The following is a 25,252-nucleotide window of genomic DNA, read 5'->3' on the forward strand; positions in this document are numbered from 1 at the left end:
AACGTTCTCCCCCTGTCATATTTATTTTGCGACGATTAACTTAGTATGGATATACTCTTTGATTAAAAGAAGATAACATCAAATGAGAGTCGCATGCATCACACTGAATTCGAACTCACGTTCTCAAATGCTAACGAACAACAATTTCATATCGCATTAAAACAAGCAAGTCAGGAATATCTGCAAGCTAAACAAGATCACGTGTATGCCAGCCTAGCTGACCTTACTGTAATCGGGGTCTTATTTATTGTTGCCCTTCTGAGTTATCTTCCAACAATCATGACAACATCTACCTCAATTTACATATTGTCCTATTTTGTATTTGTTTTACTTATCATGCTATTAAATGTAATTGGCCAGCACGATGCCTGTCACAATACCCTGTTTAAATCAGGCTGGAAAAATCGGTTATTTGGCCGTTTAGTCACATTACCTTTAGGCTTAGAGCCGGAGTTTTGGCGTACACGTCACGTTCATTATCACCATCACTACGCCAACATCGAACATTACGATTTAGACACGGAAGAAAATGGTATATTCCGCCAAACGCCATTTCAACGGTGGCGGCCTTTTATGAAATATCAGCATATTTATTGGCCTTTCATTGCATCGTTGTCACTCACATGGATTGCTCTCGTATTTGATTGGTCCGATAGGACTGGGAAAACACGCTTAAAGGCGCAGAAAGTACTCGAGGGTAAGCTGGGTTGGGGGCTATTTTTAGGCAGCAAAATATGCCATTTAATACTGATGCTTGGCATTCCATTATTCGTAGCTCACAACCATGGGATCAGCTTAACAACAATATTTATCACTTATTTGTTGAGCCAAATGGTCGCATCCATTTTTGTCATTTATCTATTACTAGGTACACATTGGGCAGAGACACAGTTTTTCACTGTGCCTGAAGATAAACAAATTAAGCATGGCTGGTACCACCATAATTTTGTCACGGCTTGTGACTGGTTACCTACCCCTCATTATTTATGGCGCTTAACAGGAGGATTAAACTACCACCTTACACACCATATTTTTCCTCACTGGCATCATCGTCACTACCCTGCTTTAGCTCAAATTTTAGCTAGGCTAGCGCAGCAATATGATATGCCATACCGCTGTATTGATTACAAACAACTCGTTGCGGCCCAAATACGATTTCTAAAAAAAATGGGGCAACCGCCATTACAGTAAGAATATTAGTCATTTTGAAAATAATAACCTTCTCAATTATTATCTCTGAGCCCACGGGTTTAGAGATAACATCTAAATAAACCCTTAAGGTCTATCTTCCTTATCTTTGTTACACTTAAAATAAGCAATAACCTTATTATTAGTGACGAATAATTAAAACAATTGATTGACTTGTTGATATAAGTTCAGACAAATACCGGTTATTATTAACAAAATGACCTTTATTTATCTTTTGTTTACTATTTATTTATTAAAAAATTATTAAATTGCTCGTTAGATTTATTGAAGCTTTATTTAAGTTATAAAAAATATAATCAAATAAAAATTAGATTTCATTTACACACTACAATTTTAGAATGGTTGGTGCTCGCATGAAAAAAGCAGAGTATTTTATAAAAAAATTACGCTCACTCATTATGAGTGATAAAATCTATCTCTCTAATAAATTTACTAAAAAACTCAATTATCGCCCTGATTTTAAAGTACCCAAAAGCTTTAATGAGAAAGTAAACTTTAGAATGCTACGAGATAAAAATCCATTATATTCACAATATGCGGATAAACTTACGGTTAGGGGATATATCTCCCGAACAATAGGAGATGAATATTTAGTTCCTATTATAGCCACTTATAAAAATACCGATGAAATCGATATAAATAAACTGCCAGAGCGTTTTGTTTTAAAATGTAATCATGATAGTGGCAGTAGCATTATTTGTCGCAATAAAGCACAATTTGATTGGCCAAAAGCTAAAAACAAATTGGATTTTCACTTAACTAAAAATCTTTACTATATTACCCGTGAACGCCATTATAAAACGATTCCCGCACAAATTATGTGCGAAGAATATATTGATTTATTTGCTAATAAAAACCGAAAGTTAGTGCCTGAAACATGCAGGATCCACTGCTTCTCTGGTAAGCCTGTCTATGCAGAGATTGACTACTCCGACGAATTTGGCAATGAATTTATTAATATTTACGATACCAACTGGCAATTGCAACCCGTGACTTTTGGTTATCCAAACATGATGGAACCTGTACCTGAGCCTCCATTATTCAAAGAAATGTTACGATTAGCAGAAATACTCGTCACACCTTTTGATTATTGCCGAGCTGATTTTTTGATGTCTGATGAAAATACGTTGTATTTCAGTGAACTCACTTTCGCTCCAAATGCAGGTAGAACTGAAATATCGCCGCTATCATGGGATTTCAAATTGGGAGAGCTTTGGGAACAACGTATTGTCCGTAACACAAGGCATTTACCTATTGAAGCACAACTGGCACCTTCAATTGCAAATAAAAAGAAATAATTAGAACGTAAAAAAGGCTCTGAGATTACTCACAGAGCCTTTTATTTGCCGGTTTTATTTATCGACAAAATTAATTTGCTAACACGCTGGCTTTGCGACGTAAGCTGGCAATTAACATATAAATTGCAGTCACTAGCAGCACAATAAAGAAGAAATTCACTAACCCATTATATTGGCCTAAAAACGTCCCCGCAGCGATAGGTCCCATCGCTGAACCAATACTGTAACTAAACAGCATCACTTGGGTTGCAGCAACAATGTAAGAGGAATCTAAGCCATCACACGCTAGCGTTATCGCCACTGGATATAAGGCAAAAGTTGACATGCCGAGTAATCCTAAAGCGACAATCATCACCAAATAATCACTCGAAATATAAATAACTCCCATAGCAAAAACACCTAATAATGAAACCATGGCAAGCAATAAGGTTTTACTCATTAAAATAGATAATTTGCTAACAACTGGCTGTATTAACATCCCACCAAGAATAATTGAAGCCATCAACACCCCCACTTGATCGGTGGTGAACTGGTCTTTTTTCAATGATAACGGCATTAACCCATAGATAGTCCCCATGGTAATTCCAGAAACCATACAACCAATAATTGCAGGTTTACTTAAACGAGCAATTTTCTTCAATGAGAGTTTTTGATGTGAACCACTATCTGGCTGGCCTTGACGTACCAATAACGGTGGCATGACCGCCAATAATAATAGTCCTAATACCACCATAAACGGATAAGTACCCTGAGTTCCAATGACACCAATAGCAAGCTGGCCAAGGGTTGTTCCGCCATACAATGACGTCATATAAAAACTTAAACGTTTAGCGCGCTCTTTCGGATTGTCACCAATCAATAACCAAGATTCAACCACCACAAAAATCCCCGCCACTGCTACCCCCGCAATTAAGCGATTCGGTAACCAAGCTTCAATGGTTGGTGCCCATGGCAGTACGATAACTGTCGCGGCAAGCATCAATAAGAAACCTATAAATGCAAGGCGATGGCCTATTTTGGCAATAACGGGTTCAATTAACATTGAGCCAATTAATAGACCAATATAATACGCACTCGCTAACCAGCCCGCATATTGCGTATCAATACCAAAGCTTCCCATCGATAATGGGATTAAACTCATTAAATAACCCGATGCAATAGCAAAAATCGTTAACCCTGCAACAGGAACGAATGCATTGTCGCGTTTGCGCATGATAGTAGTGGACTGATTCACGCCCCACTCTCCAACTAACAAAATAAATAATATGCGCTGCAACTACATCGTAGAATACGACAACATTGTGTTCCTAATTAAAGAACACATTTCGGCGATTAGTGCAGTAGTAAAAAAACAAAGATAAGACTAATTTGAGCGCAATATAGAACGTTCAATCATGAAGTTAAAATGAGAAAATCTAATGGTGACTAACAAAATAATTTATGTGAGAAAAATCACGTTTTTTTTGTAAGTTAACCCCGTTCAAAAACGGCAAAAAACAGATAAAAATCAATATAAAAACAACAGGTTAGAAAACAAACAGATAAAATTACCTCTGTTACTTTTAGATACAACTTAAACTAAATACAAGGCACCTAAAAAGTGCTTAATCACAAAAAAAATTATTTATTGTTTTCTCCTGCTGAATAAGCTGATTGATGAAGCAAATTCGCCTTACTCAATTTACTAAAACAATTTATTTCACTTTTTTACTTAAAATAGAGAAATTAATTTTCTAATAATAAAATTAAGCCAACACTGATAACTATCATTCTCTATTCTTTGCCTTTAGTGACTTATGACACCTTAACATTCATATTGTCAATGAGTACCTAATTTGCATACTCTTTTTCTTTGGAAGGCAAGCACCTCTCAAAAGGTGATTAGGAATGGGAAGAAAGTCTTCGCCATAGCGTCGTTCTGCTAATACCTAGATACTGAGCCACGGCTTTACGGTCACCATTAAATTTAGCCATCACCTCTTCTAACGATTCATTAGATTTATCTTTTATTACAGCGTCCTTATATTCACTTTCCTGCCTTTCTGGGGATAAACTGGTTAGCATTTGTGTTGTGATCGTTTTTTCTGGGTAAGCACTGCAATACAACGCGACTCGCTCCATTAAATTTCTGAGTTCTCGCACATTACCGGGCCATGAATAATCAAGAAAAAAACGTTTACATGCAATTAACTGTTGCACGCGAAATGCGGGGAGTGGCAAGATCAAGCCTGCAAAAGCTAATTTAAGTAGCCGCTCCGCTAATACTAAAATATCATCACCGCGTTCGTTGAGCGCAGGCACGCGCATTCTCAGTACTCCGAGCCGATAAAATAGATCGGCTCGAAAACGTCCTTCTTTCACCCAGCGGTCTAAATCACAATGGGTTGCACAAATGACCCGAACATTCACTTGCAGCGGTTTATACCCGCCGACTCGCACTACAGATCGCTCCTCAAGAACCCGCAACAATTTTGTTTGCAATGCGATAGGCATTTCACCGATTTCATCTAAAAACAGTGTTCCCCCACTCGCCAATTCAAATAGCCCTGCTCGACCACCGCGACGAGATCCCGTAAAAGCACCTTCTTCATAACCAAATAATTCGGCTTCTAATAATGTTTCAGGTATCGCCCCACAGTTAACAGCGACAAAAGGCATTTGCTGTTTACTACGCTTATGTTGATTAAATAAGGTATATTCGTGATGGATCCCTTGCGCCACCATCTCCTTTCCTGTTCCACTCGCACCTTGGATCAATACCGTTGCATCAGAGCGTGCATACAACATAATAGTTTGCCTAACACGCTCCATCGATAATGACGAACCAATCAAGTCGTTTATGGTATAACGAACTTTTGCGGGGTTAGGCGGAAGGTATTTACCTTGCGAATGGTTTTCACGCCTCGACATTCGGCTTAATTCGATAGCATCTGAAAATGCTTGCTGTATGGTTTCTGTGGAATAGACAAAAACTCCAGTCATCCCCATTTCATCCGCCAAATCCATGATTAACCCAGCCCCCACGACAACAGAAATTCCCATGGCTTTTAGTGCTTTAAGCTGAGATCTTGCATCCTCCGCAGTGACGTAGCTCCGCTGCTCGATTTGTAAACCAAAGCGCTGCTGAAATTCATCTAATGATGACAGCGTTTTTTTATAATTGATGATCCCGACTTTATCGCTAATTTCCCGGGCTTTAGCCAATGCTTGCATAACATCGAAACCACTGATTTTCACAATAATAACAGGGACCGAAACATGGCTTTTTAAATAAGCCCCATTTGAACCCGCACTGATAATGGCGTCACAGTGCCCATCCTGTAATCGTTGACGAACGGCCTCTACCGCCTGCTCAAAACCAAGATTGAGTGGCGTGATTTCCGCTTGCTCACTAAATTCAGGGCTGATATCTCGAAACAATGTAAATAATCGGGACACTGAAACCGTCCAAATAATGGGTTTTTCCATCGTCACCCTACCTTCTCAATACGTTTCAAATTTGTTTCATTTAACAATATATGGTTTCAATGAAACATACCAACCGATTATTTTAAATTTGGTTTTCTTATCACAAACAAAAAAACCCCCACCCGATTGATTTCATAGAATTTTCCATTGCCCTTCATTTAATTCAAGGTTGGCACGTCAATTGCTAGGTGACTATGGCTACCCAATTTCATTACAATTAATTAACACCACATGAGGCTATTATGTCGTCATTTAGTGCAGGACAAAAGTTTCGCGAAGCTATCAAGCAAGAGTCTCCACTACAGCTTGTTGGAGCCATCAATGCCAACCACGCACTTCTTGCTAAACAAGCTGGCTATAAAGCTATTTATTTATCTGGCGGTGGCGTTGCTGCTGGCTCATTAGGCATGCCTGACTTAGGTATCTCAACGTTAGATGATGTTTTAATTGATATTCGACGCATTACTGACGTATGCGACTTACCGCTAATGGTTGACGCGGATATTGGCTTTGGCCCTTCTGCTTTCAATGTCGCACGCACGGTAAAATCATTTTGTAAGGCAGGCGCAGCTGGGTTACATATTGAAGACCAAGTAGGCGCAAAACGCTGTGGTCATCGCCCTAATAAAGAGATTGTGTCGACACAAGAGATGGTCGACCGCATCAAAGCCGCCGTTGATGCACGAACTGATGACAGTTTTGTCATTATGGCTCGAACCGATGCATTAGCGGTCGAAGGCCTTGATGCCGCGCTCGAACGTGCACAAGCCTACATAGAAGCCGGTGCAGATATGCTTTTCCCAGAGGCAATCACTGAACTTTCTATGTATCAACAGTTTACGAGCAACACCTCGGCTCCCGTACTGGCCAATTTAACCGAATTTGGCCAAACCCCTTTATTTACCCTTGATGAATTACGCAGTGTGGGTATTGCCATTGCGCTTTATCCACTGTCTGCATTTCGAGCCATGAATAGAGCGGCTGAACAGGTTTATACAACGTTACGTAAAGAAGGCACGCAAAAAAGTGTCATACCACTCATGCAGACTCGAGAAGAACTGTATCAAAGTATTCATTATTACGATTATGAACAAAAGCTGGATGCACTCTTTTCCCAGAAAAAATCATAATTTTAAGCACTTATCATTACTAAAAGTTGCATCTCCTCTGTCCCCTACAAGGAATAAATGATGAATGAACAACTTAGTCGTACTGAAGCACCTCAATTTAAACCTAAAAAATCAGTTGCACTGTCTGGTGTAGCAGCTGGAAACACAGCGCTTTGTACCGTTGGACGTAATGGTAATGACCTGCATTATCGCGGGTTTGACATTCACGACTTAGCCACACAGTGTGAATTTGAAGAAATCGCGCATTTGCTCATCCATGACAAGCTCCCTACCGCAACTGAGCTCGCTGCATACAAAGAAAAATTACAATCCTTTCGAGGATTACCCGCAAGTGTCAAACAAACCTTAGAATCAATACCGGCGAACGCACACCCGATGGACGTCATGCGTACAGGCGTATCCATGATGGGATGTGTATTACCCGAAAAAGAATCACACCCTTTTTCGGGCGCTAGAGATATCGCTGACCGCTTGTTAGCATCACTGGGTTCGATGTTGTTGTATTGGTACCACTTTAGCCACCACGGACGACGCATTGAAACCCAAACAGATGATGATTCGATTGGCGCGCATTTCTTGCATCTATTACACGGCAAAAAGCCCCCTGCTCAATGGGAAAAATTCATGCATATTGCGGCAATTTTATACGCAGAACATGAATTTAACGCATCCACATTCGCAGCGAGGGTTATTGCGGGAACAGGCACCGATTTTTACTCTGCAATGACAGGTGCAATTGCCGCCCTGCGTGGCCCAAAACACGGTGGTGCAAATGAAGTTTCATTAGAAATTCAGCAACGTTATGCATCAATGGACGAAGCGGAACAAGATATTATCGCCCGGGTTAAAAACAGTGAGGTTATCATTGGCTTTGGCCACCCAGTTTATACTCTCGCAGATCCCCGTCATCCCATAATCAAATCTGTCGCCTTACAGTTATCAGAACAAAATCTAAATCGACATCTTTATACCGTTGCAGATCGCATTGAATCCGTTATGAAACGTGAAAAAAATATGTTTCCAAACTTAGATTGGTTTTCTGCTGTGGCTTATCACCTTATGGGTATCCCTACCGCCATGTTTACACCTCTATTTGTTATGGCACGTACCGCTGGTTGGTCAGCCCATATTATTGAACAACGACAAGATAATAAAATTATTCGCCCTTCAGCCAACTATGTTGGACCTGAAAATCAATTATTTATTCCTATAGAACAGCGTTAAAAGGTAACCTAATGACAACACAAACCGTGCGTTCGCAACAAATTGAATTTGATAAAGTGATCAGCGATATTGTTGATTATGTAATGGATTACCCGATTACTTCTGACCTTGCCTATGATACGGCTTATTATTGCCTACTCGACACCCTGGGTTGCGGGATGGAATCCCTTGAATACCCTGCGTGTAAAAAATTATTGGGCCCTATCGTTCCAGGTACAATTGTGCCTAATGGCACAAAAATCCCAGGAACACAATTTCAATTAGACCCTGTGCAAGGTGCATTTAACCTTGGCACAATGTGCCGATGGCTTGATTTTAATGACACTTGGCTTGCTGCCGAATGGGGGCATCCATCAGATAACCTTGGGGGGATATTAGCCACTGCGGATTGGCTTTCGCGTGAAAACATTGCTAAAGGAAAGTCCCCATTGTCCATGAGAGATGTTTTGACTGCATTAATTAAGGCCCATGAAATTCAAGGCTGTATCGCATTAGAAAACGCCTTCAACCAAGTTGGGCTCGATCATGTTATTTTAGTCAAAGTGGCCTCAACTGCGGTTGTTTCTCATTTATTGGGCTTGGAAAGAGAACAAATTCTCAATGCGGTCTCCCAAGCATGGATTGATGGGCACAGCCTGCGTACCTACCGCCATAGCCCCAATACAGGATCTCGCAAATCATGGGCGGCAGGTGACGCCACTTCCCGTGCGGTACGGCTCGCTTTAATGGCTCAAAAAGGGGAAATGGGCTACCCAACGGCATTAACGGCTAAAACATGGGGCTTTTACGATGTTTTATTTAATGGACAGCCCCTGCGTTTTCAACGCCCTTATGGCTCATATGTCATGGAAAATGTGCTATTTAAGATTTCTTTCCCTGCTGAGTTTCATTCCCAAACCGCAGTAGAAGCCGCGTTACAACTCCATCAAACCCTCCAAAAATTAGGGAAAACGGCGCAAGATATTGAGTCGATTGCCATACGTACCCATGAGGCATGCATTCGTATCATTGATAAAAAAGGGCCATTACATAATCCGGCAGATAGGGATCATTGCATTCAATATATGGTCGCTGTCCCATTAATTTTTGGTCGTTTAACGGCCGCTGATTATGAAGACAATATTGCTAAAGACGAACGTATCGATGCATTACGTGCAAAAATGCATTGCACAGAAGATGTCCAGTTCACCCGAGACTATCATGACCCAGAAAAACGCTCGATTAGCAATGGGTTAACCATTACATTGAAGGATGGGCAAGTGCTTGATGAAGTTGTTATCGAGTATCCTGTTGGCCACAAGCGCCGCCGTAAAGAGGGTATGCCATTACTATTAAATAAATTTAGAGTCAATTTAGCAAGGCAATTCCCTGAGGCTCAACAAATTCGAATTCTAAAAGCCTCTCTCGATAAGCCAATGTTAGAAAAAATGCCCGTAAATGAATATATGGATTTATTTGTTATTTAAGTCTAAAGCTAATTATTGGCGAGCAATTCAATTCAGCGCCTTAATATTGAGGCGCTGAATATTCACTGAGATATCAAAAAACAAATTGGTAGCGAGTTTGGTTTCGGTACACTTGTTGAGGAAACGCAATCGAACTGTATTGTTCTCCCCACTCTGGATGATTAATGGCATCCGCTGGAAACTGAGTGGCCAACACTACCCCTGAATAAGGCACATACGTTCGAGTTTTCCCCGATGTTGCATGCAGGTTATTCCCACTATATACATGTAATGCAGCCTGTGTTGTTGCGATATTTAGCCGTACATCACCATTTGGTGCCCCCAGTCTTGCCACTGTCTGCTCACCATCGGTTAATGCGTTGTTTAATATAAACCCATGATCATACCCACCAACGCGGTGCTGCACATCATCTTGTAAAAAGTCTCGGCCAATCCGCTTGCTTTGGCGAAAATCAAAATTGGTTTCAGCCACATTATGCCATTCACCCGTTGGAATACCGTCCATATCTGTCGGCAAGAATTGGTCTGCATCAATGTATAAATCATGCTCCAACGCTGTTCTAACCGAATCTTCTCCCGCTAGGTTGAAGTAGATGTGGTTCGCGAGGTTTACAGGGCAAGCTTCTGTCAATTGATAAGCATGGTGAATAACAACTTGATTATCTTCTGTAAGTTCATAGCTCACCTCAACCTCTAGCCGACCTGGAAAGCCTTGTTCACCGGCAGGAGACACCAACGAAAAAATAGCTTTCTGGGGAGTTGGCTGAAAAATACCCCATATACGCTGGCTAAAATTACGCTTTCCACCATGCAAGCAATGTGCGCCTTGGTTACCAACGAGCTGATAGCGTTGTTCATTTAGTGTGAATTGTGAATTATTTATACGGTTAGCGACTCGCCCAACGGTTGAACCAAGGTATACCCCTTGCTCCATCTGTTTCGCCATATTGGGTGAACCCAAAACAACGTCTCGTTTACCTGTTACTAATGGAAGTATACAGCTAACCCAACTAGCGCCTAGACTACTGAGAATAATCTTCATACCATTTTGATTTGTAAGGGCAATAACCTTTGGGGCGCGAAATATCTGACATTGTTCTTGAGTTAACTGCATTTTTTCCTCAATCATTCAATAATCACTATAAAGAGCAGCTTGCTATATTTACCCTTTACGTTGAAAAATACTATATTGTGCCATGCTGAAACAACATATTAATTTTCGCCTTGTTATCAATTAGGTGCAATAATTAATAGATCCTTTTTACATAATAGCTTGCAATAAAAAACCGAGCCACTTTTATGCTCGGTTCTTATCAGAAAAGAAAATCAACCTATCATTAATGCTTAATCTCTTTGTCATACGGGTCAAGGTGTGTCATGACATCCAAAATTAATGGGTTTTCCATCAATTTTTTACGTACATTTACCGCAATCTCATGGCCAACAGTGATACTCATATTTCCATCCAGCTCTAAATGTACATCTACCAACAAAAAATCCCCTGACTTACGTGTTTTTAAATCATGATACCCTGATAATTCACTGATATTATCCAAAATAGAACGAATTTCTTGCAACGTTTCTTCATCCGCACCTTTATCCATTAAATCTTGCATGGATTGATTGGTGAATTTAAACCCCATGCGGAAAACGAATGTCCCCACAATCAATGCTGCAAGTGGGTCAAAAATTTTAAATCCGCACAAACTACCAACAATACCGATAGCCACCACCAAGGAAGAAGCTGCATCAGAACGAGCATGCCATGCGTTCGCCACTAACATACTGGAATTCACTTTATTTGCGACATGCAACATATAGCGAAACAGCCCTTCTTTTGCGACTAAAGCAATCAATGCGACAACTAATGCGACTGAGTGCACTTCAGGGATCAAATCCGGTTTCAGCAATTTTTCGATCGCTGACCAAACCATTCCTACACCCACAATTAATAAAATAATACCCAATATTAATGATGCACCATTTTCATAACGAAAATGGCCGTATGGGTGGTCTTCATCCGGTTTTTTATGGCTTTTCTTATTCGCTATCAATACAACAAAATCAGCGATTAAATCCGATAATGTGTGAATACCGTCAGCTATTAACCCAGAAGAATGCGAAAAAAAACCAATAATTATCTGCCAAATCGATAAAAAAATATTTACAACAACACTAACTAATGTACTTTTCTTTGCGGCTTTAAATTTTATTTGCTGAATTTCAAAATCACTTTTTTTCTGTGTGGAGGCATTATTCATAGTCATAAAATGGGTTCTTAATGAAAAACAAAATAATTATCATTCATATAACCTATTTAAATCAATAAGTTAAAACATAAAATGCAATACTCGCATATATTCTGTTAAAAGTCTCCGTGTTATTTGTAAATAAAAAGCGTGATTGATAATAATTATTCTTTCTTTTCAAAGAATTAATTATACTATCTTTAAATTATCATTATAAATGCGCACTTTATTACATTTATTATTTTTCATTTAACTTATAGTATATTGAAGATAAGCCTTTGTAATTAACTTTAAATAATACGAAAATGAGGTAGCTATGTATAAAAAAATCCTAGTTCCTATTGATTTGTTAGAAGATGAATTGAACCAAGAGATCATCAAACACGTTGAAGCACTAGCGCAACTTAGCTCAGCCGAAATTCATTTTCTATCTGTTATTCCGAGTCTCGAATTATTTTTTGGTATTGAAATTGCCGCATTACCAGAAAGTAACAAAGATTCTGCTGAACGCGCAATCCTTGCCATGCGCGCATTAGAAGAAGTCATTAAAGACATCAAAGTTGCTGATGAACGCATTAACTGCAAAATTGGTATTGGTTCCGCTAAAGATGAAATCTTAGATTATGCGCAAGAAATTAGTGCTGACCTGATTGTTGTTGGTTCTCATCACCCAAGTTCTTCAACTTACCTATTAGGCTCAACAGCATCCGCTATTGTACGTCATGCTAAAACATCCGTATTTGTTATCCGCTAAATGATTTTCTATAAAAATGCCGCAGTTAGCGGCATTTTCTTTAATCATTATTTTGTAACTGAATCCATTAATTTATCGTCTGTAGACCAAATTCGATATTTCACTTGCATATCTTTTGGTGCATAAATCACAATCGGTAATTTGCTGTTATAACGCACAAATGCATCATCACCTAACTGTGTTGAAACAAAACGGTCTTTGGCTGGCTCAGAGCACCCCATCATTGTTGAAGCAGGGCCTTTAACCTCATCTAATTTATAGTAGCTGTAACCCCAACCTTCCAACGTTTTTTCATCCAGCTCCCCCATAAACCATTGACGATTACAGTCTGCTTTGATCGTTTTACCAATAACTAACTCGACCATAAAATTATTTTCATTTTGTTGCTTAGTTAATTCAATCACATGACGAGTCATACCCGCTTCCGCTTTTGGGTATGGCGCGATCTTTTCCAAATCTTCCGTTGCGACTGCACATGATGAAATTAATGCCGCTGCCATTACAGATAAAATCGCTTTTTTCATTATTTATTCCTATCTAGAAACACAAAATCAATTTTAAAAACCAGAATTCTATACATACTAAGTCATTTACACCGTAATTATCACTATAGATGATTCTTAATTACAAAAATATAGGTAACCCAGATAAAAGCAATGTAATACTACTTAATTCTAGTTGAAGGATCATAAAACTAATAAAAATTATGTAAATTACAAGCTATTCGATGTACAAAATGTACGCTCTGTTTATACTGAATCTGAGGCTTAATATATTCTGAGGAGGTAGTATGTTATCAGCAGATCAAGATTTAGTTTCAAAATTAATCTCTACGCATCCCCGTTTTCAAACTCTTTATGAAAAGCATCATCAACTCGACAAAGAAATCAGTAAATTAGAAGGCCCTTCTGGAGCTGGTTACAATGAGCATGTCGCTAAGCTAAAAAAAGAAAAATTACATCTTAAAGATGAAATGCAAAAAATAATGCTCTCGAGTCAATAAATTATCACGATAACAACATGCGTTGTTTTTCTTGCATAGTGAAAATAAAACTAGCTAACCAATTGAAAAATGAAAATATTTTATTATTCATTTAATATTAGCTAAGTATCGTGTTTCACGCTAATAAAAGAGGGTAATTTTTACCCTCTGTTTTATTGAGCTCCATCAAAAAAAGTAAGAATACATTGTCATTAGCTAGCTATCCTTACATAAAGTTGTATATTAAATGTATGTTTATTTTTTATAGAGACTTATTATGGTTGGTAAACGTATTAATCGTGAAATTAAAACGATTGAAAAAATGATAAAAATCTATGAAAAAGCTCACCCTGTTCCCATAGAATCTCCTAATTTCTATCAAGAATTATTTTCCTATGCCATTAATAGGTTAGAAAAATGCCGATATGGGGAAGAAAAACCAGCTTGTAAACAATGTCCAATCCATTGTTATCAACCCAAAATGCGAGAACAGATGAAGCTCGTTATGCGTTGGGCTGGCCCTAAGATGCTAATCCATCACCCAATACTTGCTATACGGCACTTACTTGATGACCGTAAACCCGTTCCTGACTTACCAGCCAAAGTTAATAAGCGAACAGCTAAAAGCATTGGTCATGATAAGTGAAACTCTAGCGCAAATTGGTACCTTCTATTTGAAGCTTCAAGCAAAATACAGCAAAAGGAGAAAAATAAGGTATAGAAAGATTGAATAATGACGATTGAAAAAATAATAACAAATGAAACTATGTATAAAAATGCATATTTGAAATACCTATCAGAGCAATTGTAAAAACCTATCGTTGTTAAAATGAGACACCTGTCGCAACAAACCCGCCATAAAGCCCCTTTTTGATAAAATTATATTATCGTCAAGATACATAAAACAAATAACTCAAGTTAACAATCATTTATTATATAAGATAAATTTATCAGTGTTAATTTTAACGAATGTTAATATCATCATTCTCATAGCTAAAATTCACATTACCATACTAAAAATGATAAATGAGCAAAAAGTAGAAAAAAAACGCCTGTTACGCGTAAAAAACGATAACATATTAACATCCGACTAATTTTAATATTATAGGTTAATAATCTAAAATAATAAATTCAGACAAAATAAAACACCAAACTCGTTATTTTAAACACAACTAATACCGAGCTATAAGCACAAAAAGATCGGCAAAAGTATATTTGGAAACATTTATTTATATTTAGAATTACAATGTGACACAAAATTAATCGATTTATATAATTTCAAACATACTAATAACACCAATGCTTTATATTGCCAGATGGAAATTGTTGAATATTTTATTTTGAAGTTATATTTGAAATACAATTAATGAAGGTATCGTCATGCAAGTAATAAACTCATCGAATCAATGCGTAATTAAACAGATAAACATTAATAACCTCGCAACCCATAACATTATCGACTTAGAAACCAAAGGGCTTTTGATCATAGAACAAGGCTCTGTGTTACTAGAAACCCCAGCCAACTCACAACGTTTAAATGAAGGTGATATTTTATATCACAAGCAAGGGGCTTACTCCTTACAACTCAGTGAAACTACAGATTGCAAATTACTTTGGGTTCCCTTAAGTGATGATTTTTTGCGTAACTTTATTTCCAATCATGGTGCAGAGTTAAGTGAAATAGACCGTAATGAAGGCTTACCCTGTGATGTAATTAAATTTAATTCATCTCCTATCATTAACGAAATAAAAGCGAGCTTAAATGCATTTATCAATAATGAATACCCTGACGTCATCTTCACACTTCGAGTAAGCGAATTATTATTATTACTTAGCTACAGCGAACAAGGGGCTTTATTATTATCTAATTTTAGGCAGCTGAGTAGTCGCCAAGTCGAACGATTGCAGTTATTTATGGAAAACAATTATCTTAAAGAATGGAAGTTAAGTGAATTTGCTCGTACTTTTGGCATGGGGTTAACAACATTTAAAGAACTGTTCAATACCGTCTATTCAACTTCACCACGCTCATGGATTAGTGAAAAACGTATTATGTATGCACACCAGTTATTAGTTAACACGACAATGAGCATTGTCGAAGTTTCAATGGAAGCAGGCTTTTCCAGTCAATCTTACTTCACCCAAACTTATCGCAAACGATTTGGATATACGCCGAGCAGATCAAGAATAGCAGCTTAACCGCTCAGTAATTTTCGAACTCATGCCCTGTCAGTTATAGAAATTTAAGCTTTAACTATAATCTGGCAGAAAGGCAAGTTCAGTCCCTTCCATTACACAGCCATATTCACTTTTTAGCCTTCTTAAATTTCTATAATCCCTTCAGATTGATATATCACAAAAAAAGGTAATTCGCCTTTCAGTGACAAATTACCTTTAAGATAAACCCAGATAAAAGCTATATTATTTTGCTTTAATTATTTTTAAATCAATAATTGACATGGAGTTCGGTGGTACTTCACCTGGTATGCCGTCAACACCATAGCCACCTTCCGGTTTAATATAGACTTTAACCATCCCTCCTTCCCCTGCTCGTTCCACAAAGGAATTTAATGGCGTCGGTAGCTGACTATAAGGTAATGTGACCGGGTTTTGATCGGTGTACAATACCGTAACCTTACCATCCGTTAATTGTTCTCTCATAATAAAAGTCACGTCTTTATTTTTAACATCTTTTATAGGAGAACCTGCTTGAATGATTTTATAGTAAGTGTTGCTATCGAGCTTACTGTATTTTTGAGCGGTGATTTGCTCAATAATTTTTTGGTTTTTCTTCGCATTTTCTGCAGCAATCGCTTTTGCATCTTTGCTAGGTGGAACTCGCCCTGCCAAGCCAGTATTCGGTTTTGTACCACTTCTCGCTTTTAATGCATCATTTTCATCTTGTAACTGAGTTATCAATCGGTTTAATTCCATAATTTGTGATTTTAAAGTTTCATCACTCGAAATGGATTTACGCGAATCTAGCTCTGTCTGTAATTTTTTCAACTTCTCTTGTGCTGATGCCAACTCTTTTTGAGAATTGGTTTTTAAATCACCAAGGAGTTTATTCGTCTCTGCCAGCTTTTGCTCAATCTCAGACTGTTTCCTTGTTTTAGCCGCAATATCGCTTTCAAGTTTACTAATTTTGTCTTCTTGGGACTTAGTCTGTTTAACAAATTGCTGGTTTTGCTGCTCAAGTTTTTTCTTCTCATTTTCCTGGGCAGTCAGTGCATCATTAATTGATTTTTTCTCAGATTCCAACTTAGCTAAAGCGGCTTCTTTCTGTTTCAATAATGCAATTTGTTTATTTAAGTCGGTCGTTAACTCTTTAACTTGCTTGTCACTTGCTTGCCCTATTAACGCAGTTTGTTTTTCAACCTCTTTTTGCAACTTCAGCAGATCCACATTAGCTTGTTGTAATTGTTTTTGAGCATCAACAAAATTCTGTTCATTTTGTTTTAAGTTTGTTTGTAATTGTTCTTGTTGCTTTTGGCTCTCAGCATATTGTTTAGATAATGTATTTTGTACTGCTTGCTGCTCAGCCAACTGTTTTTTTGCTATTGCTAATTCTGACTCTAACGTAATTTTTTGTGCTAACTTGGCCGTTTGCTCAACTAAAGAAGCTTGAATTTTGTCTGCTTGCTGCGCTTTTTGTTGCAGCTCGGCGGTCAGTTGCTGGTTTTTCTCCGCTAGTGCTTTTGCATCAGCTTGCTGTTTTGCTAAGGCTTCGCGAGTGGTTTGGCTTTCCGCTTGCGCTTTCTTCAACCCGTCTTCTTTTTGCTTCAACAAGGCGAGTTGTTTATTTAAATCGGCGGTCAGCGCTTTCACTTGCTGATCGCTCGCTTGATTCATTAAAGCAGTTTTCGTTTCAACTTCATTTTTTAACTTTTGTAAATCCGCATTCGCTTGCTTCAGCTGCGCCTGTGCCGTGGTGTAATTTTGCTCTTGTTGAAGGAGTTTCGCCTGCAAGTCTGCCTGTTGTTTTTCACTGTTCGCAAACTGTTTGGACAACGCATTTTGCGCCGTTTGGTGCTCGGCTAACTGTTTTTTCGCCTCAGCCAGCTCGGCTTCTAATGCCGCTTTCTGAGCCGCCTTCGCGGTCTGCTCGGCTAAAGAGGCTTGGATTTTGTCTGCTTGTTGCGCTTTTTGTTGCAGCTCGGCGATCAGCTGCTGGTTTTTCTCCGCTAATGCTTTTGCATCAGCTTGCTGTTTTGCTAAGGCTTCGCGAGTGGTTTGGCTTTCTGTTTCCGCTTTCTTCAAACCCTCTTCTTTTTGCTTCAGCAAGGCGAGTTGTTTGTTTAAATCGGCGGTCAGTGCTTTCACTTGCTGATCGCTCGCTTGGCTCATCAAGGCAGTTTGTTTTTCCATATCAGCTTGGAGCTTCTGTAAATCCGCATTCGCTTGCTTCAGCTGCGCCTGTGCCGTGGTGTAATTTTGCTCTTGTTGAAGGAGTTTCGCCTGCAAGTCTGCCTGTTGTTTTTCACTGTTCGCAAACTGTTTGGACAACGCATTTTGCGCCGTTTGGTGCTCGGCTAACTGTTTTTTCGCCTCAGCCAGCTCGGCTTCTAATGCCGCTTTCTGAGCCGCCTTCGCGGTCTGCTCGGCTAAAGAGGCTTGGATTTTGTCTGCTTGCTGCGCTTTTTGTTGCAGCTCGGCGATCAGTTGCTGGTTTTTCTCCGCTAATGCTTTTGCATCAGCTTGCTGTTTTGCTAAGGCTTCGCGAGTGGTTTGGCTTTCCGTTTCCGCTTTCTTCAAACCCTCTTCTTTTTGCTTCAGCAAGGCGAGTTGTTTGTTTAAATCGGCGGTCAGTGCTTTCACTTGCTGATCGCTCGCTTGGCTCATCAAGGCAGTTTGTTTTTCCATATCAGCTTGGAGCTTCTGTAAATCCGCATTCGCTTGCTTCAGCTGCGCCTGTGCCGTGGTGTAATTTTGCTCTTGTTGAAGGAGTTTCGCCTGCAAGTCTGCCTGCTGTTTTTCACTGTTCGCAAACTGTTTGGACAACGCATTTTGCGCCGTTTGGTGCTCGGCTAACTGTTTTTTCGCCTCAGCCAGCTCGGCTTCTAATGCCGCTTTCTGAGCCGCCTTCGCGGTCTGCTCGGCTAAAGAGGCTTGGATTTTGTCTGCTTGCTGCGCTTTTTGTTGCAGCTCGGCGGTCAGCTGCTGGTTTTTCTCCGCTAGTGCTTTTGCATCAGCTTGCTGTTTTGCTAAGGCTTCGCGAGTGGTTTGGCTTTCTGTTTCCGCTTTCTTCAAACCCTCTTCTTTTTGCTTCAGCAAGGCGAGTTGTTTGTTTAAATCGGCGGTCAGTGCTTTCACTTGCTGATCGCTCGCTTGGCTCATCAAGGCAGTTTGTTTTTCCATATCAGCTTGGAGCTTCTGTAAATCCGCATTCGCTTGCTTCAGCTGCGCCTGTGCCGTGGTGTAATTTTGCTCTTGTTGAAGGAGTTTCGCCTGCAAGTCTGCCTGTTGTTTTTCACTGTTCGCAAACTGTTTGGACAACGCATTTTGCGCCGTTTGGTGCTCGGCTAACTGTTTTTTCGCCTCAGCCAGCTCGGCTTCTAATGCCGCTTTCTGAGCCGCCTTCGCGGTCTGCTCGGCTAAAGAGGCTTGGATTTTGTCTGCTTGCTGCGCTTTTTGTTGCAGCTCGGCGATCAGTTGCTGGTTTTTCTCCGCTAATGCTTTTGCATCAGCTTGCTGTTTTGCTAAGGCTTCGCGAGTGGTTTGGCTTTCCGTTTCCGCTTTCTTCAAACCCTCTTCTTTTTGCTTCAACAAGGCGAGTTGTTTGTTTAAATCAGCGGTCAGTGCTTTCACTTGCTGATCGCTCGCTTGGCTCATCAAGGCAGTTTGTTTTTCCATATCAGCTTGGAGCTTCTGTAAATCCGCATTCGCTTGCTTCAGCTGCGCCTGTGCCGTGGTGTAATTTTGCTCTTGTTGAAGGAGTTTCGCCTGCAGGTCTGCCTGCTGTTTTTCACTGTTCGCAAACTGTTTGGACAACGCATTTTGTGCAGTTTGGTGCTCGGCTAACTGTTTTTTCGCCTCAGCCAGCTCGGCTTTTAACGCGTTTTCTAAAGCAACTTGTTGCTCCGCTTGTTCCGTTTTTTTCGCCAGAGAAACTTGAATTTTTTCTGCTAATTGTTCTTTTTCTACCAGCTGAGTTTGTAATTGCTGGTTTTGTAACTCTAATAATTTACTTTTTTCTTGCTGGGCGGCCAAAGAGGATGCAACACCATCTTTTTCACTTTTAACGGTCGCTAATTCATTTTCTTTCTGTTTCAACAATTCTTTTTGCTGTAGAAGTTCAGCTGTCACTGATTTCATCTGCTCATCAGCGTTACCCGCGACTTGCAGTTGATTTTTAGATTCCAACTCTAATTTTGCAATATCCGCAGTGAGTTGCTCAATTTTCAAATTTGCAGCAGCAAATTGCTGTTCTTTATCTGCTAATTGCTGTTTAAGTTGGGCTTGTTCAACGACACTTTCATTTAATTGTTTTTCAAGTTGAGCAATCGTTTCTTGGGTTTGCTGATTTTCTTGACTCAATTGCTCAAGACTATTTTGCTTTTGCTCAATTGTTTTTTGAGCATCCGCCAGTTTAGTCTTTAATGAGTCAATTAAAGATTGGTCATCTGATGAATTGACAACTGCCTGTAATTGCGCAATTTGCTCTTTGCTTTTCAGAACTTCATCATTTAATTTATCAATCTCAAATTGTTTTTCCGTAATTGTATGCGTTAATTGCGCGATACTCTTATTATGATTAATGAGTTCAGAAACGAGTTGTTCATCATTGAGCAAATGATTATAGGCAATAAGTTGGCCTACACCTTGAGCAATACCAAACTTATATAGATGTGCTAATTGCTGACGTTCAATTAATTGCGCCAATTGCTCAAGATAAGCAGAGGTATTAATACCTGCTGGCTTGGCAAATTTAGATGCATATAAGCCGAGTGGGTCAAGAACCAATTGATATTTTGCAAAATCTTTGGCTAGATAAGCAGGATCCCATTGATTGCTTTGGAAGAAATAAGGGTAAGACGACAATAAAATAGGGGATGCCCCATTTTCTGTCGTCACCGCACACACTTCAGAAAAAGTCGTTTTTTCCGGTTCAGCAGGCTCCGCCTTCACGACATCGACTTTCTTCGTTGATGCCGAAGTAGATTTATTCTTCCCTGTAGCTTTGCCTTTCGTTCCTTTATTCGCTGCCGCAGATTTTTGTTTCTCTTTTGGAGCAGGAACAGTAGATAGCGAAGAAAAGATATCATAACCCTGGTTTTGTGTATTAACTGGCAATTGTTGCTTTTGTTCTTGTACTTTGCCTTCTTTTTCCATTTGAAGGTAAGTATCAAAATCATCAATTACATTGTTAAAGCGCTCTGCTTTTGGAGCATGACTAAAAAACGTCGTAACAAGTGCCAGTGACACACAAAGCCTAAGGTTTATTCTCATAATCCACTAATTTTCTTCAATGTTGATTCGGTAGACAATACTGAGTTATAACGAACTTTTGCACACAATACTTTAGTTTTAGATTCTATCGCCATTTGTAATAATTCAATTGTGTCAGGGCTAGCCGTCCCCTCAACTTGTCGATATAGACGGTTGATTTCGCTAACCTCTTTAAATGAACCTACTAAGCGATTGTAATCTTTAGGTGAGAGTGTTTTGAGTGCATTGAGTTCTTTAACACACGTATTTAAATGAGCAAATGTTTGCTGGTCGCCCCCTGTTTCACCATAGGCTGTCGAAGCAATTGGTGTACGGTTGATAGCGCTGTTTAATACTTTTTGAGATTCAGGGTATGTGTTATCAACTTGACCTGAATTGGTATCAGCAGTCGGTTGTGTGACCGGTTGATCGGTACTTGTATTGACTACCTGTTTACTTGGAGTATTCGGTGTTGCTGTATTGTATGTGTCTGAGCCAAATGTACAACCTGAAAGAAGGGCTGTACCTGCTATAAGCAAAGATGCAACATAAAATTTATTTTTTAAAAACATATGGTTACCTTACCAGCACTTTTCTTCGCTATTATAATGATGTCCAAAAAACCTAGTGTAAGCTAAAAACTAGCTATTTTCTATAAGCCCGAATGTAGAAATAGAGTCATCTCATAAATTTAGATTAACTTAACTTTAGTTTTAAAATTATTTTATTGCTACATTTTCATTAATTTTATGAGCTGATCCCTACTCGCCGCCCTTGTAAAAGGATAATTCTACACCTTTGCCGTCATTTTTTATTATTTTATGTCAGGGAACGTTCGGGCTACTCGATAAACTTTTTAGCAACTCAATACTTTCCATGCACACTCTTATTTTAGGCCTACCGTCAGTAACAATTGTTAACAAATAAAATATTCACTCACAAAAAAAACAATCTTATATTTTCATTTATCATGTCGCTGACACATTTTAAACCGCTGATATGACAACATGCATTATCAGACTAAATATGGGTAACCTGCTTAATTCAATTTTACAAGCTAACAATAATTAAAAATTATAAATAGAATCAAATTTTTATCAAAATACGTATTTATCGATATTAAACTACGTAATAAAGCATAGCAGTTATCTGTCAGAATTACTTATATTAAATTGATACGATTCGTAACTCAAATTTATTTTTAATAAAAATTTAGTGATTACATAGCCATAATCACTAAAAAAGCACTTTTCAGTGATTTTATTTTAGCTTACTCATTTAGCGTCTAGTAAAGAGTGTTTTATCTTATAACTAAAATGAACTGATTGAATAAAGCATAAGAAGAGTCAATGTGGATAGCTTATAAATGTTAATGTATGCCCGATATTAACCGGGCATACTCGCATTTAAGCTTTGCTAGGACGTAAAGCAGGGAATAAAATAACATCTCGAATAGTATGACTATTAGTGAATAACATCACCATTCGGTCAATACCAATACCTAAACCAGCTGTTGGCGGCAAACCATGTTCTAATGCAGTAACATAGTCTTCATCATAGAACATTGCTTCGTCATCGCCTTCGTCTTTTTGACGAACTTGCTCTGCAAAACGTTCAGCTTGGTCTTCTGCATCGTTTAATTCCGAGAAACCGTTACCAATTTCACGGCCACCAATGAAGAATTCAAAACGGTCAGTAATGAATGGATTATCATCATTGCGACGCGCTAATGGTGAAACTTCAGCAGGATATTCAGTGATGAATGTCGGTTGAATTAAGTGGCTCTCTGCAACTTCTTCAAAGATTTCACACTGAATGCGGCCAAGCCCCCAGCTTTTCTCAATTTTGATACCAATTGATTGAGCAATAGCCACTGCTTTATCCATATCGTCCAAATCAGCAACGTTAGTTTCAGGACGATATTTGCAAATTGCCTCTTTCATTGTGAGTTTGGTAAATGGCTTACCAAAATCAAACTCTTGCTCACCATACTGAACAACCGTGTTACCTAAAACATTTTGTGTCAATGTACGGAATAAATCTTCTGTTAGCTTGATCAGATCACGATAATCCGCATACGCCATATACAGTTCCATCATGGTGAATTCTGGGTTATGACGTGGAGATAAGCCTTCGTTACGGAAGTTACGGTTGATTTCAAACACACGTTCGAAACCACCAACAACTAAACGCTTCAAGTACAACTCAGGCGCAATACGCAAGTACATATCGATATCTAATGCATTATGGTGAGTCACAAATGGACGCGCAGAAGCACCACCTGGAATGACTTGCATCATTGGGGTTTCGACTTCCATGAAACCGTAACCAACCATAAAATTACGTACTTCAGCGAGGATCTTGGAGCGAACAATAAAAGTATGACGAGATTCATCATTCGCGATTAAGTCAAGGTAGCGCTGACGGTAACGTGTTTCTTGGTCTGATAAACCGTGGAATTTGTCAGGTAATGGGCGCAATGCTTTAGTCAATAAACGAACTTCATGACAATGAACGGTCAACTCACCTGTTTTGGTTTTAAATAAACGACCTTTCGCGCCTAAAATATCGCCTAAATCCCATTTTTTAAATTGTTCGTTATAGATGCCTTCCGCTAAATCATCACGGGAAACATAAATCTGAATACGCCCGCCAACATCTTGTAACGTTGCGAATGATGCTTTACCCATGATGCGACGAGTCATCATACGGCCAGCAATCGACACTTCAATATTTAGGTCTTCAAGCTCTTCGGATGTTTTATCATCATATTGCGCATGAATTTTATCGGAAATATCTTCACGACGAAAATCATTTGGAAATGGAATCCCTTTTTCACGCAGTGCCGCTAACTTTTCTTTACGGGCTTTAAGTTCGTTATTCAAATCAGGTGCTTGTTCAACACCTTGTTGTTCCTGAGACATTTTTTCCTCACAGGCCAGCTTTTAAGCTAGCTTCAATGAATTTATCCAAATCACCATCCAGTACGGCTTGCGTGTTACGCGTTTCCACACCAGTACGTAAATCTTTAATTCTTGCATCATCAAGGACATAAGAACGAATCTGGCTTCCCCAGCCAATATCAGATTTGTTCTCTTCCATCGCTTGCTTGTCTGCATTTTTCTTTTGCATTTCCAGTTCGTATAGCTTCGCTTTTAACTGGCGCATCGCTTGGTCTTTGTTTTTATGCTGCGAACGGTCATTCTGGCATTGCGTCACAATATTAGTTGGAATATGTGTGATACGTACCGCTGATTCCGTTTTGTTAACGTGCTGACCACCAGCACCAGAAGCACGGTATACATCAATACGTAAATCCGCTGGATTGATGTCGATATCAATATCATCATCAACTTCAGGATAAATAAACGCAGAACTAAAAGAAGTATGACGACGCCCGCCTGAGTCAAATGGACTCTTACGGACTAAGCGATGAACGCCTGTTTCCGTTCTTAGCCACCCGTAGGCATAGTCACCAATAATTTTGACCGTTGCCGATTTTAGCCCAGCAACATCACCATCAGACTCTTCGATAATCTCGGTTTTAAAGCCCTTTGACTCAGCCCAACGCAAGTACATGCGCAATAACATACTCGCCCAATCTTGCGCTTCAGTACCGCCAGAACCCGCTTGTAAGTCAATATAGCAGTCTGCACTATCGTATTCGCCTGAGAACATACGACGAAATTCAAGTTGCTCTAATTTGCCCTGTAATTGCTCTAACTCAGCTTCTGCTTCATTGAATGTATCTTCATCGTCAGCTTCAACTGCAAGTTCTAATAAACCTTCAACATCTTCAAGGCCTTGCGTCATCTGGTCAATCGTTTCAACAATCGCTTCAAGCGATGAACGTTCTTTACCAAGGGCTTGCGCTCTTTCGGGTTCATTCCAAACATCAGGCTGTTCAAGCTCAGCGTTGACTTCTTCTAAGCGTTCCTTCTTGGCATCATAGTCAAAGATACCCCCTCAGAACCACTGTCCGCTCAGACAGGTCCTGAATCTTACTTTTTACTGGGTTTATTTCAAACGTCATTTTTCAATATC

General features: G+C 39.3%; 18 protein-coding genes. 9 read left to right on the top strand and 9 right to left on the bottom strand.

Annotated elements, in window-relative coordinates; genetic code table 11:
- The first annotated feature begins 93 nt into the window (after positions 1 to 93).
- Positions 94 to 1,191 carry a fatty acid desaturase gene (locus tag M1E86_RS13310; RefSeq protein ID WP_213914354.1) on the top strand — a complete coding sequence of 366 codons (1,098 nt, stop codon included), beginning with the start codon at positions 94 to 96 and terminating at the stop codon, positions 1,189 to 1,191.
- A gap of 371 nt (positions 1,192 to 1,562) precedes the next feature.
- Complete coding sequence (locus M1E86_RS13315; RefSeq protein ID WP_125894058.1) at positions 1,563 to 2,507, top strand: ATP-grasp fold amidoligase family protein; 945 nt, start codon at positions 1,563 to 1,565, stop codon at positions 2,505 to 2,507.
- A gap of 70 nt (positions 2,508 to 2,577) precedes the next feature.
- Here M1E86_RS13315 and M1E86_RS13320 read toward each other — a convergent pair whose 3' ends face one another.
- Together M1E86_RS13320 and prpR are read right to left on the bottom strand one after the other, a co-directional pair.
- Positions 2,578 to 3,720: an MFS transporter gene (locus tag M1E86_RS13320; protein WP_213914361.1), complete on the bottom strand. Its 1,143-nt coding sequence runs from the start codon at positions 3,718 to 3,720 to the stop codon at positions 2,578 to 2,580.
- A 668-nt stretch (positions 3,721 to 4,388) separates the two neighbouring features.
- On the bottom strand, positions 4,389 to 5,975 hold the full coding sequence (gene prpR / locus M1E86_RS13325) for a propionate catabolism operon regulatory protein PrpR (protein ID WP_213914355.1): 1,587 nt from the start codon (positions 5,973 to 5,975) through the stop codon (positions 4,389 to 4,391).
- Positions 5,976 to 6,217: 242 nt separating this feature from the next.
- On the opposite strand from prpR, the gene prpB reads away from it, so the two are divergent.
- The 3 genes from prpB to M1E86_RS13340 are packed head-to-tail and all read left to right on the top strand — an operon-like array spanning position 6,218 to position 9,795.
- Positions 6,218 to 7,105: a methylisocitrate lyase gene (gene prpB / locus M1E86_RS13330; protein ID WP_213914356.1), complete on the top strand. Its 888-nt coding sequence runs from the start codon at positions 6,218 to 6,220 to the stop codon at positions 7,103 to 7,105.
- 60 nt (positions 7,106 to 7,165) lie between these two features.
- The gene (prpC, locus tag M1E86_RS13335) at positions 7,166 to 8,329 is read left to right on the top strand and encodes a bifunctional 2-methylcitrate synthase/citrate synthase (protein ID WP_213914357.1); all 1,164 of its coding nucleotides are present in this window, start codon (positions 7,166 to 7,168) and stop codon (positions 8,327 to 8,329) included.
- A gap of 11 nt (positions 8,330 to 8,340) precedes the next feature.
- Complete coding sequence (locus tag M1E86_RS13340) at positions 8,341 to 9,795, top strand: bifunctional 2-methylcitrate dehydratase/aconitate hydratase (protein ID WP_125894066.1); 1,455 nt, start codon at positions 8,341 to 8,343, stop codon at positions 9,793 to 9,795.
- 73 nt (positions 9,796 to 9,868) lie between these two features.
- On the opposite strand, the gene M1E86_RS13345 is transcribed toward M1E86_RS13340, so the two are convergent.
- Together M1E86_RS13345 and M1E86_RS13350 are read right to left on the bottom strand one after the other, a co-directional pair.
- The gene (locus M1E86_RS13345) at positions 9,869 to 10,909 is read right to left on the bottom strand and encodes a galactose-1-epimerase (protein ID WP_213914358.1); all 1,041 of its coding nucleotides are present in this window, start codon (positions 10,907 to 10,909) and stop codon (positions 9,869 to 9,871) included.
- A gap of 223 nt (positions 10,910 to 11,132) precedes the next feature.
- Positions 11,133 to 12,062 (bottom strand): cation diffusion facilitator family transporter, encoded by a 930-nt coding sequence (locus M1E86_RS13350; RefSeq protein WP_125894071.1) that lies wholly within the window; start codon positions 12,060 to 12,062, stop codon positions 11,133 to 11,135.
- Between the two features lie 298 nt (positions 12,063 to 12,360).
- Between M1E86_RS13350 and M1E86_RS13355 the strand changes: the two genes are divergently transcribed.
- Positions 12,361 to 12,798 carry a universal stress protein gene (locus tag M1E86_RS13355; protein WP_125894073.1) on the top strand — a complete coding sequence of 146 codons (438 nt, stop codon included), beginning with the start codon at positions 12,361 to 12,363 and terminating at the stop codon, positions 12,796 to 12,798.
- A 47-nt stretch (positions 12,799 to 12,845) separates the two neighbouring features.
- Here the strand turns inward: M1E86_RS13355 and eco are convergent, their stop codons facing one another.
- Positions 12,846 to 13,322 (bottom strand): serine protease inhibitor ecotin, encoded by a 477-nt coding sequence (gene eco / locus M1E86_RS13360; protein ID WP_125894075.1) that lies wholly within the window; start codon positions 13,320 to 13,322, stop codon positions 12,846 to 12,848.
- A gap of 266 nt (positions 13,323 to 13,588) precedes the next feature.
- Between eco and M1E86_RS13365 the strand changes: the two genes are divergently transcribed.
- From M1E86_RS13365 to M1E86_RS13375, 3 genes are all read left to right on the top strand, one after another.
- Positions 13,589 to 13,801 carry a DUF465 domain-containing protein gene (locus tag M1E86_RS13365; RefSeq protein WP_004261774.1) on the top strand — a complete coding sequence of 71 codons (213 nt, stop codon included), beginning with the start codon at positions 13,589 to 13,591 and terminating at the stop codon, positions 13,799 to 13,801.
- A 256-nt stretch (positions 13,802 to 14,057) separates the two neighbouring features.
- The gene (locus M1E86_RS13370) at positions 14,058 to 14,426 is read left to right on the top strand and encodes a nitrous oxide-stimulated promoter family protein (protein ID WP_125894077.1); all 369 of its coding nucleotides are present in this window, start codon (positions 14,058 to 14,060) and stop codon (positions 14,424 to 14,426) included.
- 734 nt (positions 14,427 to 15,160) lie between these two features.
- Positions 15,161 to 15,979 (top strand): helix-turn-helix domain-containing protein, encoded by an 819-nt coding sequence (locus M1E86_RS13375; protein ID WP_213914359.1) that lies wholly within the window; start codon positions 15,161 to 15,163, stop codon positions 15,977 to 15,979.
- A 222-nt stretch (positions 15,980 to 16,201) separates the two neighbouring features.
- Here M1E86_RS13375 and M1E86_RS13380 read toward each other — a convergent pair whose 3' ends face one another.
- The 4 genes from M1E86_RS13380 to prfB all read right to left on the bottom strand — a co-directional run bounded on the left by M1E86_RS13380 (position 16,202) and on the right by prfB (position 25,241).
- Positions 16,202 to 21,205 carry a hypothetical protein gene (locus tag M1E86_RS13380; protein ID WP_426099131.1) on the bottom strand — a complete coding sequence of 1,668 codons (5,004 nt, stop codon included), beginning with the start codon at positions 21,203 to 21,205 and terminating at the stop codon, positions 16,202 to 16,204.
- Between the two features lie 20 nt (positions 21,206 to 21,225).
- Positions 21,226 to 21,780 (bottom strand): hypothetical protein, encoded by a 555-nt coding sequence (locus M1E86_RS13385; protein ID WP_125894081.1) that lies wholly within the window; start codon positions 21,778 to 21,780, stop codon positions 21,226 to 21,228.
- Positions 21,781 to 22,614: 834 nt separating this feature from the next.
- Positions 22,615 to 24,132: a lysine--tRNA ligase gene (gene lysS / locus M1E86_RS13390; protein ID WP_102137438.1), complete on the bottom strand. Its 1,518-nt coding sequence runs from the start codon at positions 24,130 to 24,132 to the stop codon at positions 22,615 to 22,617.
- A gap of 7 nt (positions 24,133 to 24,139) precedes the next feature.
- A protein-coding gene (gene prfB / locus M1E86_RS13395; protein WP_125894083.1) for a peptide chain release factor 2 occupies positions 24,140 to 25,241 on the bottom strand; the annotation gives its coding sequence in 2 pieces (ribosomal slippage) (positions 24,140 to 25,162 and positions 25,164 to 25,241; 1,101 coding nt in all).
- Positions 25,242 to 25,252 lie beyond the last annotated feature (11 nt).

Source organism: Providencia sp. PROV200, assembly GCF_049901995.1.
Taxonomy (GTDB): domain Bacteria; phylum Pseudomonadota; class Gammaproteobacteria; order Enterobacterales; family Enterobacteriaceae; genus Providencia; species Providencia rettgeri_E.